This is a genomic window from Tessaracoccus lapidicaptus, assembly GCF_001693815.1.
In the GTDB taxonomy this organism is placed as follows: Bacteria; Actinomycetota; Actinomycetes; order Propionibacteriales; family Propionibacteriaceae; genus Arachnia; species Arachnia lapidicapta.
Window position 1 is genome coordinate 124063 of record NZ_MBQD01000020.1, and the last position, 14109, is coordinate 138171.

The following is a 14109-nucleotide window of genomic DNA, read 5'->3' on the forward strand; positions in this document are numbered from 1 at the left end:
GGTAACGATTGCCGGGCCACCGTTGACACCCCTGGGACGGCCACTGGAACATTGGCGCCAATCTTTGAACGATCCACGGAGGGCCCATGAAGAAGGCGACGCTCGCGAGCCTGGCCGCGGAACTGAAGGTGTCCCGGCAGACCATCTCGAACGTCATCAACTTCCCGGACCGGGTGCGCGCGGAGACCCGCGCCCGCGTCGAAGCCGCCATCCAGCGCTCGGGGTACCGACCCTCGGCGGCGGCGAGGGCGTTGCGCAACCAGCGCGCCATGGCCATCGGCGTCCGCCTCAGCCCACCCCGCAACGGGATCTCGGGATCGTTCATGGACGCCTTCCTCCGCGAGATCGTGACGGCGGCGGACGCCCGCGGTTACCGCGTGGTCGTCTTCCCGGCGACGTCGCGGTCGGACGAGGTGGAGCGGCTCCTCGAGCTGCGGGGGAGCCTCGCGATCGATGGGGGCGTCCTCACCGACACGTGGACCGACGACGACCGGCCGGAGCGGCTCGGTGAGGCTGGGGTGCCGTTCGTCTCCTTCGGGCGGCCCTGGGGGAGCGCGGACCACGGCGCCTGGGTCGACGTCGATGGCCGCGCGGGCGCTGCGGCGGCGGCCCGCTTCCTCCGCGACGCCGGGCACGAGCGGATCGGATTCCTGGGCTGGTCGGACGGGTCGCCCGTCGGTGCGGACCGCCGCGCCGGCTGGGCGGACGAGCTGGGGCTCACGGACGACGACGCCACAGCGCTGACCGTCGAGGGACCGGACACCGCTGAGGCCGGGGCCTCAGGGATGGCGCGCCTCATCGACGGCGGCGCCACGGCGGCCGTGTGCGCCTCGGACAGCCTGGCGCTCGGCGCAGAGACCCTCCGGCGGGAGCGCGGGCTGGCCGGCCCGGCCGTGGTCGGTTTCGACGACACCGCCGTCGCGCGGTCCATGGACCTGACCAGCGTGCGGCAACCCGTCGAGGAGGTCGCCCGCACCGCGCTCGACCTGCTGCTCGAGCGGCTCGCCGACCCGGGTGTGACGCTGCAGGGCAGGCTGGTCGAACCGGTGCTGGAGGTGAGAGGTCAGTCCATGTCGGGCACGCGGTCGCGCGCGTCCGTGTAGTCCTCCCCGCACAGCTCCATCAGGTCGACCAGCATGGAGCGGGCCTGCGCGAGGATGACGGTGGGCGAGAGCCTCGGCAGGATCGGGATGTGAGCCGACCGCTCGCCGAGTTCTCTGAGCATGCCCAGCTTCGCCGTCGGCAGCCGACGGGCGAACAGCTCGGCGGCGCACTCGTCGATGGCCTGCGCGAGCCCCGTCAGGAGCTCCAGGTACTCCTCCGGCACCTGCTCGTCGCGCCAGGTGGCGACGGCGGCCCGGCGCGCGAGGACGCGCAGGTTGCGGATGAACCGGTCCAGAGGGACGACGAGATCCGCGACCTGGAACGCCTCCTCCCGGTGCCGCCGGAGGAACGGCGAGGTCCGCACCACGGCCGTGCCCTCGGCGGTGGCGGTCAGGAGCTTCGACATCTCCTGTTCCGTCGCCCGGGCCCGCTGCAGGATCTGTTCGGTCTCCTCCTCGTCGCCGCGACGCAGCGCCTCCACCATCGCCCGGACGGAGAAGGCGGCCTCGTGCAGCACCTTGGCGGCGATCAGGCGGGGGCGGGTGATCGGCGACGTGGGGGCCACCGTCGCGAACACCAGCGCGACGGCGCAGCCCACGAGGGCGTCCTGCCAGCGCGAGACGCCTGCGTCGACGCCCGGCAGCACGGTCAGGACGGCGGCCGCCTGCACGGCGGACTGCGTCACCATGAGCGTGCGCGCCCCGAGCCAGGTGGTCAGGGACATCGCGACAGCAACAACCAGCACGATCTGCCAGACCCCGGTGCCGAACATCGCCACGAACAGGTCGCCCAGGAAGACGCCCACGGTCACTCCGACGGCCACCTCGACCACCCGGCCCAGGCGCTGCCCGAAGGAGAACCCGAGGCAGATGATCGCGGCCACCGTCGACAGGAACGGCGCGTAGTGGCCGAGCAGGTCGTGCGCGATCCACCAGGAGACGCCCGCGGCCAGCGAGATCTGCACGATCATGAACAGCCTCGACCGCCACCGGCTCACGCGTCGCACCTGCGAGCGCCACCCGCGTCGGGCGGTGCGTTCCGACAGGTCGAAGGCCCGGATCGACGCTCGCTGGAGTGCGCGCCCCGTGCCGTGCAGGAAGCCCGGTTCGTCGTCGTCGGCCATGGGTCCATCCTGCCGTGTCGCGCGGCGGTGCGCCGCTCCCGAGTGGCGGCGCCGGTCGGGGTCCGCTGCGGGTAAACTGAGCGGCGCCGTTGCCCGTTCCGGAAGGGAACTGAAAAACATGCGCCGAGCCCGCACCCTGGGGATCGTGGCCGTTGTACTCCTCGCCTCGCTGCTCGGGGCGTGCACGCGCCCCCCGCAGGTCGAGGAGCCCGAGCGCACGCTGGAGATCGGAGCGACGGGGGAGCCCGCTGGGCTGGACATGATCACCGTGTCCGGCGCCGGTACCCCCTTCGTGCTCCTCTACAACGTCTACGAGACCCTCGTGAAGCTCGACGGCGAGGGCAACATCGACCCGCTGCTGGCCTCCGAGTGGACCATGAGCGAGGACAACACCGTCTACACGTTCACGCTCGACAAGGGCGCCCGGTTCGCGTCCGGAACCGATGTCACCGCCGAGGCTGTGGTCGCGAGCTTCGAGCGGAACCGCTCGGAGGCGGCCACGGACCAGATCATGGGCAAGTGGCAGGTCGTCGACACCATCGAGGCGGTCGACGAGGACACCGTCGAGATCACGCTGTCGCAGGCCTCCAACCAGTGGCTCTACGAGATGACCGGCCCGGCCGGTATCGTCACCGACCCCACCGGTGACGCCGACCTCAACACCACGCCGGCCGGCTCCGGCCCGTACGAGTTCGCCGCGTGGGAGGAGGGCTCCGCCATCGAACTGGTGGCCAACGACGGCTACTGGGGCACCCCGCCGCGGTTCGACTCGGTCACCTTCCGCTACTACGCGGATCCCAACGCGATGAACACGGCCATGCTCTCGGGCCAGCTCGACATCATCTCGAACCTGACGGTCCCGCAGGCCATCGAGCAGTTCGCCGACGAGACCGCCTACACCGTCCACGAGGGCACGACCGACGGCGAAGTGGTTCTGGGCTTCAACCACCGCACGCCCGCGCTGCAGGACCTGCGGGTCCGGCAGGCGATCAACCACGCCATCGACCGCGAGGCCCTCATCGACGCGGCCTGGGGCGGCAAGGGCACGCTGATCGGTTCCATGGTCCCGCCGACCGATCCCTGGTACGAAGACCTCTCCGACACCTATCCGTACGACCCGGAAAAGGCCAAAGCGTTGCTCGCCGAGGCCGGGATGGCGAGCGGGCTGTCGCTGCGGCTGCGGGTGCCGAACCTGCCGTACGGCCCGCCGGCGGGGCGATTCATCGCCGCCCAGCTCGAGGAGGTCGGCATCGACGTCGTCCTCGACGAACTCGAGTTCCCCGCGCGCTGGCTGGACCTGGTGTACACGAAGTTCGACTACGACATGACCATCGTGGCGCACGTCGAGCCCCGGGACCTCGAGGCGTTCGCGAACCCCGACTACTACTGGGGCTACGACAACCCGGAGTTCCAGCGCCTCATCGAGGAGGCGGACGCCGGCTCGCCCGAGGAGCAGGTGACCAAGCTCCAGGAGGCCGCCCGGCTGCTCGCCGACGACGCGGCCGCAGACTGGCTGTTCCTGCTGCCCAACATCATCGTGACCACCCCCGACATCTCGGGTATTCAGGCCAACCAGGTCAGCCTCGCGTTCGACCTCACCACGATCGCCGCCAGGAGCTGACCGTGGCCCTCCGCCGGGTGGGGCGGCGGCTGGGATGGTTGCTCGCCAGCCTGCTGCTCGCGTCGCTGCTGATCTTCGCGGCCACCAACGCGCTGCCCGGCGACATCGCCCAGGTCATCCTCGGCACCAACGCGACCCCCGGTGAAGCGGCCCGGCTCCGGGCCGAGCTGGGCCTCGACCGCCCGTTCCTGGCCCGGTACGCCGAATGGCTCTGGGGCGCGGTGCAGTTCGACTTCGGCGAGTCCTACCTCAGCGGCCGCCCGATCGCCCCGCTGATCGCCGCGCGGCTCGAGGTATCGGTCTGGCTCATCGTGTTCGGGATGGCGGCGGCGATCCTCATCGCGCTGCCGGTCGGTGCCTACGCGGCGGTCCGCCGGCGCCACGCCGACGGCGTCGCGGTGTCCGCGCTCAGCCAGCTGGGGCTCGCCGTGCCGGCGTTCTGGGCCGGGATCTGGCTGGTCGTGGTGTTCGCGGTCAACCTGCGCTGGCTGCCGGCGGGGGGCTACGTCTCCTACTGGGAGTCCGTCGCGGACTGGCTGCGCCATCTGGTCCTCCCCGTGACGTCCCTGGCGATCGTCCAGGCGAGCGTCATCTCCCGGTACGTCCGCAGCGCCGTGCTCGAGGTGCTGCACGAGGACTACTTCCGCACCGCCAGGGCCGTCGGCTGGTCCCGCACCGGCGCGCTGTGGCGGCACGGACTGCGCAACATCGCCATCTCTCTGCTCACGGTCATCGGACTCCAATTGGCGACGCTGCTGGTCGGCGCCATCATCATCGAACAGGTGTTCGCGCTGCCCGGGCTGGGGTCGTCGCTGCTGCTCGCGGTGTCGCAGCGTGACCTGGGCGTGGTCCAGGCCATCGTCCTCCTCCTCGTCTGGGCCGTGCTCGTCATCAACTTCCTGGTCGACGTCGCCTACCAGGTCATCGATCCGCGGCTGCGGCGTAGGGCGGAGGCGCGGTGAGGCACGCGACCCTGGCCGTCGGCGCCGCCCTCATCGGCCTCATCGTGGCGATGGCGCTGCTGGCCGCCGTCTGGACGCCCTTCCCACCGGACGCCGTCGTCGGACCCGGGCTCCAGCCCCCTGGCGGGGACCACCTGCTCGGCACTGACGGGCTGGGCGGGGACATCGCGTCGCGGCTCCTCAGCGGGGCGAAGATCTGCCTCCTGGTCGGCATCGTGTCCGTGGCCGCCGCCGCGGCGGTCGGGGTCCCGCTCGGCATCCTCGCCGGGATGAACCGCGGCTGGGTCGGAGAACTCCCCGCGCGGCTCGCGGACATCCTCTACGGCTTCCCCGCGCTCCTGCTGGCGATCCTCTTCGCCGCCGCGCTGGGCGGATCCACCTGGACGGCCATGATGGCCATCGCGCTGGCGTCCGTGCCGGCCTTCGTGCGCATCGCACGGGCGGCGACGTTGCAGGTCATGAGCCAGGGCTACGTCGAGGCGGCCAGGCTCAGCGGCACGCCCCATCTGGCCGTCGCGTGGCGGCACGTGCTGCCCAACATCGCCCCCGCGGTGGGGGTCCAGACCAGCGTCAGCATCGGCATCGCCATCCTCGCGGAGGCGGGCCTGTCCTATCTCGGCCTCGGCTCGGGACCCGAGTCGCCGACATGGGGGCGCATGCTCAGGGAGGCGCAGAACTACATCTTCAGCGAGCCGCAGCTCGCGCTGTGGCCGGGCCTCGCGATCGCCGTCGCGACGCTCGGGTTCAACCTGCTGGGCGACGGGCTCCGCGACCTCCTCGACCCTCGGCTGAGGGAGATCCGGTGAGCCACCTCGAGGTGACGGACCTGGCCGTGAGCTTCGGCCGGCAGCAGCGGCCGGCGCTGCGGGGCATCAGCTTCACGCTCGGCGAGCGGGAGCGGCTCGGGATCATCGGCCAGTCGGGCTCCGGCAAGTCGGTGACGGCCCTGGCGGTGATGGGGCTGCTGCCCGTGCACGCCCGGGTCACGGGCAGCATCCGGCTCGCGGGGCGCGAGCTGGTGGGGCTCCCGGAGCGGGAGATGCGGCGCCTGCGCGGCGACGAGGTGTCCATGATCTTCCAGGAACCCATGACCGCGCTGGACCCCACGATGAAGGTCGGCCGCCAGGTCGGCGAGGTCGTGGCGCTCCACCACGTCGAGCGGCGCGGCAGCATCCACGACGAGGTGCTGGTCTGGCTGGGCCGGGTGGGGATCAGCGACCCGGCCCGCATCGCCGACTCCTACCCGCACGAGTTGTCGGGGGGACAGCGCCAGCGCGTCCTGATCGCGATGGCGCTGGCGAACCGGCCCGGCCTGGTGCTGTGCGATGAGCCGACGACCGCCCTCGACGTCCTCGTCCAACGGCAGATCCTCCAGCTCCTGGCCGACGAGCTCGCCGACCGGGCGGCCGTCTTCGTGTCGCACGACCTCGCCGTCGTGCGCCAGGTGTGCCGCAGGGTGGCGGTCATGCTGGACGGCGAGATCGTCGAGCAGGGCGAGATCGACGAGATCATCGCCGCCCCGCGGCACCCGTACACGCAGGGGCTCATCGCGTCCGCGCGCATCGACCAGGTCCCGCCGGGCCACCTGCTGCCCAGCGTCGCCGACTTCTACCCGGGGACGCGGTCATGAGCCTGGTCGAGCTGCGTGGCGCGGAGGTCACGTTCCGGCGGGCGGGTCGGCCCTTCGTGGCGCTGAGCGGCGTCGACCTCGTCGTGGAGCGGGGGGAGCGCGTCGGCATCGTGGGCGGCTCCGGCTCCGGCAAGACCACCATGGCCCGCCTCATGCTCGGCCTGCAGGAGCCGTCGGCCGGCGACGTGCTCATCGACGGCCGTTCCATCGTCGGGGTGCCCGAGCGCCACCGCGGATTCCTGCGTTCGGCGGCATCCATGGTGTTCCAGGATCCCAACTCGTCCTTGAACCCGCGCATGCGGCTGCGCGACATCGTCGCCGAGCCGCTCAGGTCCCCCGTGCTGCGGGGACGCGGGGACGTCCCGGAACCCACCGCCGACGTCCTCGCGGCGGCGCTGCGCGGCGTCGGCCTCGATCCGGACATGCTCACGCGTTACCCGCATCAGCTCTCGGGAGGGCAACGGCAGCGGGTGGCCATCGCGCGGGCGCTCATCAGCGACCCGGCGCTGCTGGTTGCCGACGAGCCCGTCTCCGCCCTCGACGTGTCCGTGCGCGCCCAGGTGCTCAACCTCCTCACGGCCGAGGCGGCCGAGCGCTCCCTCGCGCTCGTCCTGGTCAGCCACGACCTCGCGATCGTCCGGCACATGTGCGACCGCGTCGTGGTGGTGGACTCCGGGCGCATCGTCGAAGAGGGGCCGGTGCGCACGGTCCTCGACGCGCCGGCGCATCCCTACACCGCGCGGCTCGTCGAGGCCACGCTGACCCTCTGACCGGCTTCGCCGATGGCGGACGGACGGCGTCGAGGCGGCGGGCGCCCCGGCCCTAGAATGCGCAGGGTGAAGGCACTGCTACTTGAGAACATCCACGCCGACGCCGTCAAAGCGCTCGAGGCGAAGGGCTACGAGGTCGACAGCCGGCCCGGCGCGCTCGCCGAGCGGGACCTGATCGCCGCCCTGGAGGGCGTCGACTACCTGGGCATCCGATCGCGCACCTATGTCACGGCCAAGGTCCTCGAGTCCGCCCCGCAGCTGCAGGCCGTCGGCGCCTTCTGCATCGGCACGAACCAGATCGACCTCGACGCCGCCACCCAGCACGGCGTCGCCGTCTTCAACGCGCCCTACTCCAACACCCGCTCCGTCGTCGAGCTGGCCATCGCGGAGATCATCTCCATGGCCCGCCGCCTCACCGACCGCAACCGCGACATGCACGCCGGCGTCTGGGACAAGTCCGCCGTCGGCTCGCACGAGGTCCGCGGGCGCACGCTGGGCATCGTCGGCTACGGCAACATCGGATCCCAGCTGTCGGTAGTGGCCGAGGCCCTCGGCATGCGCGTGCTGTTCTACGACCTGGTGGACCGGCTCGCCCTGGGCAACGCCCGGCGCGTCGACAGCCTCGAGGAACTGCTCTCCCAGGCCGAGACGGTCTCGCTGCACGTGGATGGCCGTCCCGAGAACAAGGCGATGTTCGGCGCCGAACAGTTCGCCCAGATGCGGCCGAGGTCGCTGTTCCTCAACCTGTGTCGCGGCGCCGTGGTGGACCTCGACGCGCTCTACGACAACCTCGTCTCGGGGCACGTCGCGGGCGCCGCCATCGACGTGTTCCCGACCGAGCCCAAGTCCAAGGACGAGCCCTTCGTGTCGAAACTGCAGGGCCTGAGCAACGTCATCCTCACCCCGCACGTCGGCGGCTCGACGCAGGAGGCGCAGGTCGACATCGGCCGCTTCGTCGCCGGCAAGCTGCTCGACTACGAGAAGCTCGGCTCCACGGCCATGAGCGTCAACCTCCCCGAGGTTCCCGCCGGGCCGACCACGACGGCGCGCATCGTGCACCTGCACCACAACGTCCCCGGCGTGCTGGCCCGGCTCAACCAGCTGTTCGCCACGCACGACATGAACATCGGGTCGCAGACCCTGGCGACCCGCGGCCACCTCGGCTACGTGGTCACCGACGTGTCGGGGGAGAAGTACGACGGGCTGCTGGCCGAGTTGGAGGCCCTCGACGAGACGGTGCGGGTCCGGGTCCTCTAGGTTGGGCGCATGGCTGTCTCCAAGGACCTCACCGACGACCTGCGCCTGGCGCACCTCATGGCGGACGATGCCGACTCGCTGACCATGAACCGCTTCAAGGCGCTCGACCTGCGGTTCAGCAGCAAGCCGGACAACACGCCGGTCACGGAGGCGGACACCGCCGTCGAGGAGGCCATCCGCCGGACGCTGGCACGCACTCGGCCGCGCGACGCGGTCCACGGCGAGGAGTTCAGCGACACCGGGGAGTCGAGCCGTCGGTGGATCATCGACCCGATCGACGGGACGAAGAACTATCTGCGCGGGGTGCCTGTCTGGGCGACCCTCATCGCCTTGGAGGTCGACGGCCGGATCGCCGCCTCCGTCGTGTCCGCCCCCGCCCTCAACCGGCGTTGGTGGGCCAGCCAGGGCGGCGGCGCGTACACGGGGCGGTCGATCCTCAACGCCAGCGAGCTGCGGGTCAGCCGCGTCGAGGCCATCGCCGACGCCTCGCTGTCCTACTCCGACATCGCCGAGTGGGTGGAGACCGACCGCGGCCAGGGCTTCATCAACCTCATGCGCGACGCGTGGCGCACCCGCGCCTACGGCGACTTCTGGAGCTACATGCTGGTCGCCGAGGGCGCGGTCGACATGGCCTGCGAGCCCGATCTGGAGCTCTACGACATGGCGGCGCTCGACATCATCGTCCGCGAGGCCGGAGGACGGTTCAGCAACCTCGACGGCGTCGACGGCGTCGGCGGCAGGGGAGCGCTCGCCACGAACGGCCTGCTGCACGAGGCCGTCCTCGAGTACCTGAGGGCTCCCTCCGCCGACTGACCTCCGCGCCCCGGTGGCTCAGATGTAGGTGTCGCTCATCCGCCGGAACGACGCGAGCCGCTCCGGTGCGAGCCGGCCGGCCGCGACGGCGTCGTCCAGGGCGCACTCGATGGCGCCGGTCTCGTGCCGGCAGCCGCGGGGGCAGTCTTCCGCCAGCTTCTCGAGGTCCGGGAACGCGCCGATGATCGACGCCGGCTGCACGTGACTGATGCCGAACGACCGGACGCCCGGCGTGTCGATGATCCACCCGCCGCCAGGCAGCTCCATGGCCACCGCCGACGTGGACGTGTGGCGTCCCTTACCCGTCACCTCGCTGACCTCGGCCGTGACGCGCCCGGCCCCCGGGATCAGGCGATTGACCAACGTCGACTTGCCCACGCCCGAGTGCCCGATGAACACCGTCACACGGTCGGCCAGCGCGTCGCGGATGAGGCCGAGGTCGGCGCCGGGATCGGTGACCAGGATCGGGACCCCGAGCGGTTCGTACGCCGCGCGGAGCTCGTCGGGGCTCGCCAGGTCCGCCTTGGTGAGGCAGAGGATCGGCTCGATGCGGGCGTCGAACGCGGCCACGAGGATCCGGTCGATCATCCCCATGCGCGGCTGCGGATCGGCCAGCGCCGTGACGATGAACAGCTGGTCCGCGTTCGCGACGATGGGGCGCTCGAAGGTGTCGGTGTCGTCGGCGGAGCGCCGCAGCACCGTGGTGCGCTCGAGCACCTCGACGATCCGCGACAGCGTGCCCACCTCGCCGGAGGAATCGCCGTCCAGCCGGACCCGGTCACCCACCAGGACGCCCTTGCGGTCGATGAGCCGCCCACGCACCGCGGTGACCGGACGGCCGTCGAGGACGCACCGGTAGCGGCCGCGGTCGATCGAGATGACGCGGGCCTCGGGCAGCGACGAGTAGTCGGGGCGCTCCTTCGTGCGGGGCCGGGTGCGCCGGCGGGGGCGGTCGAACCCGCTGTGGTCGTCCTCACGCAGCGACTTCACGAGCGCCTCACGCCCGCACCAGCGACGCCCAGTCGCGCGCGAAGTGCGGCATGGTCTTCGACACGCACTCCAGGTCCGTGACCGCGATCCCGGGCACCCGCAGCGCCAGGAGCGCGGCGAAGTGGACCATGCGGTGGTCGGCGTACGTGTGGAGCACCGCGGGCCGCAGTTCCCCGGCGCCGACCAGCGTCAGGCCGTCGGCGGTCTCCTCGGCCTCAGCGCCGAGCCGGCGGAGTTCGGCGACGAGGGCGGCGATGCGGTCGGTCTCGTGGCCGCGGATGTGCGCGACGCCACGGATCGTCGTGCGGCCCTCGGCCAGGGCACCGAGCGCCGCGACGACGGGAGTGAGTTCGGAGGCGGTCGTGAGGTCGACGTCGAGCCCGGCCAGCGGGCCGACGCCCGTGACGGTCGCGGAGCGGCGACCGCGCGTCACCTGGGCACCCATGCGCTCGACGATGTCGAGGATCAGCGCGCCGGGCTGGAGGCTGCGGGAGGGCCAGCCCGGGACCGTCACGCTCCCGCCCGTGACGGCGGCGGCGGCCAGGAAGACGGCGGCGTTCGTGAGGTCCGGTTCGATCGTCAGGTCGCGGGCGGCGATGCGTCCGGGGGACACCTGCCAGGTCCGGTCGTCCAGCTCGGCCACGGACACGCCCACCTCGCGCAGCATGGAGGTCGTCATGTCGATGTGCGGCCGCGAGGGGAGCCGGTCCCCGGTGTGCCGCAGCGTGAGGCCCGTGGGCAGTCTCGCCCCGATCAGCAGCAGCCCGGACACGAACTGGCTGGACGACGACGCGTCGATGTTGGCGGTGCCGTGCGGCGTCGCCGGTGGGGTCATCGTGAAGGGCAGCGCGTCGCCGGTGACCGTGGCGCCCAGCTGGCGCAGGCCGTCGAGGAGCGGGCCCATCGGGCGCTCGCTGGCGTGCGGGTCGCCGACGAAGGAGGAGGTCCCCTCAGCGAGCAGCGCGATGGGAGGCACGAAGCGCATGACCGTGCCGGCCAGGCCGCAGTCGATGTCGCGGGCGCCGCGGAAGCGCTCCGGCGGCCGGACCACGAGCGTCTCCCCGACGGGGTCGATGGTGACACCCAGCCGGCGCAGCGCGGCGATCATGAGCGCGGAGTCACGCGACTCCAGGGCGCCGGTCAGGGTACTGGGGCCGTCGGCGAGCGCCGCGAGCACCAACGCCCGGTTGGTTTCGGACTTCGAGCCGGGGACGACCTGCTCGCCCTCGACGGGACGGTGGGCGGAGGGGAGCGGGTGGGGCATCAGTTGATGGTGCCCTCGAGTTTCCTGCCCAGCTGCTTGGCGGAGCGCCGCGCCTTCTTGGCCAGGTGCTTGGCCTGCTTCTCCGTGCGCTGCGCGGCCTTGCGGGCCGAGCGGGTCACGTCGTCGCCGATGGCGGCGGCCTTGCGCTCGGTCACCTTGGCCGTGTGCTCCGCGCGCCAGGCCAGGCTGGGCCGGCCCTCGGTGTCGCGGGCGGCGAGGACCGCGGCGCCCAGGAGGGCCGCGTTGCGGAGGACCTCTGGGCGGGCGGCGCCCTTGGCGACCTTGGGCGCGCCCTTGTCTGGCAGGGAGATGGCGAGGTTGAGCACGGACGCCTTCGCGAGCAGGAGGGCTCCGAGGCGGCGGCCGAGGCCGGTGGCGTACATGGCGCCCCCGACGACCTGCGCGACGCCGGCGGCACGCACCCACGTCTCGGCCTTCTCCGGCACGTAGGCCGCGATGTCGGCCGGGACGACCCGCTGGAGCAGCGGGGTCACGGTCGACGTGAATCTCTCCGCATCCGGGGCGAGTTCCGCGGGCTTGGTGACCGCACGGACCCCCTCGGCGACGAAGTAGCTGGCGAACAGACTCCTGGCAACGAACCGCAGCAGACTCATATCGTCACACTACTAGGCTTCGGGTATGTGTGGACGCTATGCGGCGACGGCGAATCCTGACGAGCTGATCGAGGAGTTCGACATCAGCGTCATCGAGGACGACATGGCCGCCGTGGCCTCGCCGCGCTACAACATCGCCCCCACCGACGACGTCCCCGCGGTGCTGGAGCGGCTCACCGACGGGGCCCCGGTCCGCAAGCTGGTCCCCCTGCGCTGGGGCCTGGTCCCGAGCTGGTCCAAGGCGCCGGGGTCGGGGATGATCAACGCCCGCGTGGAGACGGTGGCGGAGAAGCCCGCCTACCGCCGGGCGGCGGCGGCACGACGGTGCCTGCTGCCCGCGCTGGGCTACTACGAGTGGCGGTCGGAGACCCCGCCCGGCGCGCCGAAGCCGGTCAAGCAGCCCTACTTCCTCCGGCGCCCGGCCGGGCTGTTCGTCATGGCCGGGCTGTACGAGTTCTGGCGTGGTCCGGAGGGCTGGCTCGCCTCGACGACCATCGTCACGACGGAGGCGACCGACGAGCTGGGCTGGGTGCACGACCGCATGCCGATGACGGTCCCCCGCGAGAGCTGGGGGGACTGGTTGGACCCGTCGTTCACCGATGCCGCGGCCGCCGTCGCGCTGCTCGAGGTGCCCGCCGACCTCGCCCCGGTCAAGGTGTCGCGCGCGGTCAACACGGTCGGCACCGACGGGCCCCAGCTCATCGAGCCGGTGGATGAGGAGCCGGAAGAAATTCCTGTACCCCCGGGGGAATAGACGCGGGCACGACGGCGTTGTCGTCGGCATGACCGTCAGCGCCCCGAGCCGCACCCCCGTGGCCTGCGCCGAGTCCACTACCGTGGCCCGGGCGGAGTCCATGGTCGAGCTGGCGCTATTGTGGGCGCTGATGGACAGTCCGGATCTCGCGGCCCCCGACGCCGCCGACGTCCTCGAGGACGCCGACGCGGCGGCCTTCGAGGAGGAAGCGCTGAGCCATCTGGACCGGCTCTTCGCCGCGGCCATGCGCATGACCCGCAACGCGGCCGACGCCGAGGACATCGTCCAGGAGACCTACGCGAAGGCGTTCTCTTCCCGCCACACGTTCACGCCCGGCACCAACCTGAAGGCGTGGCTGTACCGGATCCTCACCAACACCTACATCAACGCGTACCGCAAGGCCCAGCGTTCGCCGCAGACCAGCGGCGACGAGGAGGTCAGTGACTGGCAGCTCGCTCGCGCGGCGTCGCACGACTCCGCCGGCCTGCGCAGCGCCGAAATGGAAGCGCTGGACCAGACCCCCGACGGCGCCGTCGCCGAGGCGATCGCCGCACTGCCGGAGAACTTCCGGATGGCGGTGCTGCTGAGCGACGTGGAGGGTTTCTCCTACAAGGAGATCGCCGAGATCATGGGTACCCCCATCGGCACCGTGATGAGTCGACTGAACCGGGGCCGCGCCCAACTGCGTGACCTGCTGGCGGACTATGCCCGGGACAATGGCATCGGACGCAGGAGCGGAGGACGGTGATGGCCGATCCCGACATGTTCTCACACGAGCACGACGAAATGGACGAGTGCGTGGCGGCGCTGTCGCGCGTGCACTCCTTCCTCCACAACGAGCTCGTCGAGCGCGACGCCGACATCATCCGGCTGCACCTGCACGCCTGTGAGCGATGTATGGAGAACTTCGAGATCGAATCGACGATCACGGAGATGATCCAGCGCAGCCAGGAGACCGCGGCATCTGCGCCCGCCACCCTGACTGCGCGGATCCAGGCGATGCGCGTGACGACCCGCCGCTGACCCCAGGTACGACACAGCCCCCGCAGGGAGACCGCGGGGGCTGAATTGCGTTCGGCGTCAGGCTCAGCTGTTGGGGCGCTTGCCGTGGTTGGCCTTGTTCTTGCGGCGCGCGCGACGCTTGCGTCCGGTCTTACCCATGCGGGTCTCCTCATCAGTTCTTGCGGCTACGGGACACCACATTGTG

General features: G+C 71.5%; 16 protein-coding genes. 11 read left to right on the forward strand and 5 right to left on the reverse strand.

The window, feature by feature from the left end:
* Positions 1-86 precede the first annotated feature (86 nt).
* Complete coding sequence (locus BCR15_RS05870) at positions 87-1103, forward strand: LacI family DNA-binding transcriptional regulator (RefSeq protein WP_068751259.1); 1017 nt, start codon at positions 87-89, stop codon at positions 1101-1103.
* On the opposite strand, the gene BCR15_RS05875 is transcribed toward BCR15_RS05870, so the two are convergent.
* Positions 1064-2227 (reverse strand): FUSC family protein, encoded by a 1164-nt coding sequence (locus tag BCR15_RS05875; RefSeq protein ID WP_078919582.1) that lies wholly within the window; start codon positions 2225-2227, stop codon positions 1064-1066. The genes BCR15_RS05870 and BCR15_RS05875 overlap by 40 nt on opposite strands.
* A 145-nt stretch (positions 2228-2372) precedes the next feature.
* On the opposite strand from BCR15_RS05875, the gene BCR15_RS05880 reads away from it, so the two are divergent.
* From BCR15_RS05880 to BCR15_RS05910, 7 genes are all read left to right on the forward strand, one after another.
* Positions 2373-3848, forward strand: a complete 1476-nt coding sequence (locus BCR15_RS05880; RefSeq protein ID WP_228383412.1) for an ABC transporter substrate-binding protein — start codon at positions 2373-2375, stop codon at positions 3846-3848.
* Between the two features lie 2 nt (positions 3849-3850).
* Positions 3851-4810, forward strand: coding sequence for an ABC transporter permease (locus BCR15_RS05885; protein WP_385901475.1), 960 nt, complete (start codon positions 3851-3853; stop codon positions 4808-4810).
* Complete coding sequence (locus tag BCR15_RS05890) at positions 4807-5616, forward strand: ABC transporter permease (protein WP_068751261.1); 810 nt, start codon at positions 4807-4809, stop codon at positions 5614-5616. The genes BCR15_RS05885 and BCR15_RS05890 overlap by 4 nt, the downstream gene beginning before the upstream one ends.
* On the forward strand, positions 5613-6440 hold the full coding sequence (locus tag BCR15_RS05895; RefSeq protein WP_068751262.1) for an ABC transporter ATP-binding protein: 828 nt from the start codon (positions 5613-5615) through the stop codon (positions 6438-6440). Before BCR15_RS05890 ends, BCR15_RS05895 begins: the two co-directional genes overlap by 4 nt.
* The gene (locus tag BCR15_RS05900) at positions 6437-7210 is read left to right on the forward strand and encodes an ABC transporter ATP-binding protein (RefSeq protein WP_068751263.1); all 774 of its coding nucleotides are present in this window, start codon (positions 6437-6439) and stop codon (positions 7208-7210) included. Before BCR15_RS05895 ends, BCR15_RS05900 begins: the two co-directional genes overlap by 4 nt.
* 66 nt (positions 7211-7276) lie before the next feature.
* The gene (gene serA / locus BCR15_RS05905) at positions 7277-8467 is read left to right on the forward strand and encodes a phosphoglycerate dehydrogenase (protein ID WP_068751264.1); all 1191 of its coding nucleotides are present in this window, start codon (positions 7277-7279) and stop codon (positions 8465-8467) included.
* A 9-nt stretch (positions 8468-8476) separates the two neighbouring features.
* Positions 8477-9280, forward strand: a complete 804-nt coding sequence (locus BCR15_RS05910; RefSeq protein ID WP_068751265.1) for an inositol monophosphatase family protein — start codon at positions 8477-8479, stop codon at positions 9278-9280.
* Positions 9281-9298: 18 nt separating this feature from the next.
* On the opposite strand, the gene rsgA is transcribed toward BCR15_RS05910, so the two are convergent.
* The 3 genes from rsgA to BCR15_RS05925 are packed head-to-tail and all read right to left on the reverse strand — an operon-like array spanning position 9299 to position 12148.
* Positions 9299-10270, reverse strand: coding sequence for a ribosome small subunit-dependent GTPase A (gene rsgA / locus BCR15_RS05915; protein WP_068751266.1), 972 nt, complete (start codon positions 10268-10270; stop codon positions 9299-9301).
* A 7-nt stretch (positions 10271-10277) separates the two neighbouring features.
* The gene (aroA, locus tag BCR15_RS05920) at positions 10278-11534 is read right to left on the reverse strand and encodes a 3-phosphoshikimate 1-carboxyvinyltransferase (RefSeq protein WP_068751267.1); all 1257 of its coding nucleotides are present in this window, start codon (positions 11532-11534) and stop codon (positions 10278-10280) included.
* Positions 11534-12148 (reverse strand): DoxX family membrane protein, encoded by a 615-nt coding sequence (locus BCR15_RS05925; protein ID WP_068751268.1) that lies wholly within the window; start codon positions 12146-12148, stop codon positions 11534-11536. Before BCR15_RS05925 ends, aroA begins: the two co-directional genes overlap by 1 nt.
* A 25-nt stretch (positions 12149-12173) precedes the next feature.
* Here BCR15_RS05925 and BCR15_RS05930 point away from each other — a divergent pair, with 25 nt between their 5' ends.
* The 3 genes from BCR15_RS05930 (at position 12174) to BCR15_RS05940 (ending at position 13925) form a co-directional block, all read left to right on the forward strand.
* Positions 12174-12902 (forward strand): SOS response-associated peptidase, encoded by a 729-nt coding sequence (locus tag BCR15_RS05930; protein ID WP_068751269.1) that lies wholly within the window; start codon positions 12174-12176, stop codon positions 12900-12902.
* A gap of 130 nt (positions 12903-13032) precedes the next feature.
* Entirely contained in the window at positions 13033-13650 is a 618-nt protein-coding gene (locus tag BCR15_RS05935; RefSeq protein ID WP_141680060.1) for a sigma-70 family RNA polymerase sigma factor, read from the forward strand.
* Positions 13650-13925: a hypothetical protein gene (locus tag BCR15_RS05940; RefSeq protein WP_078919580.1), complete on the forward strand. Its 276-nt coding sequence runs from the start codon at positions 13650-13652 to the stop codon at positions 13923-13925. The genes BCR15_RS05935 and BCR15_RS05940 overlap by 1 nt, the downstream gene beginning before the upstream one ends.
* 63 nt (positions 13926-13988) lie before the next feature.
* Here the strand turns inward: BCR15_RS05940 and BCR15_RS15545 are convergent, their stop codons facing one another.
* A complete protein-coding gene (locus tag BCR15_RS15545; RefSeq protein ID WP_385901511.1) occupies positions 13989-14063 on the reverse strand; it encodes a 50S ribosomal protein bL37 in 75 nt (24 codons plus the stop codon).
* Positions 14064-14109: the final 46 nt, after the last annotated feature.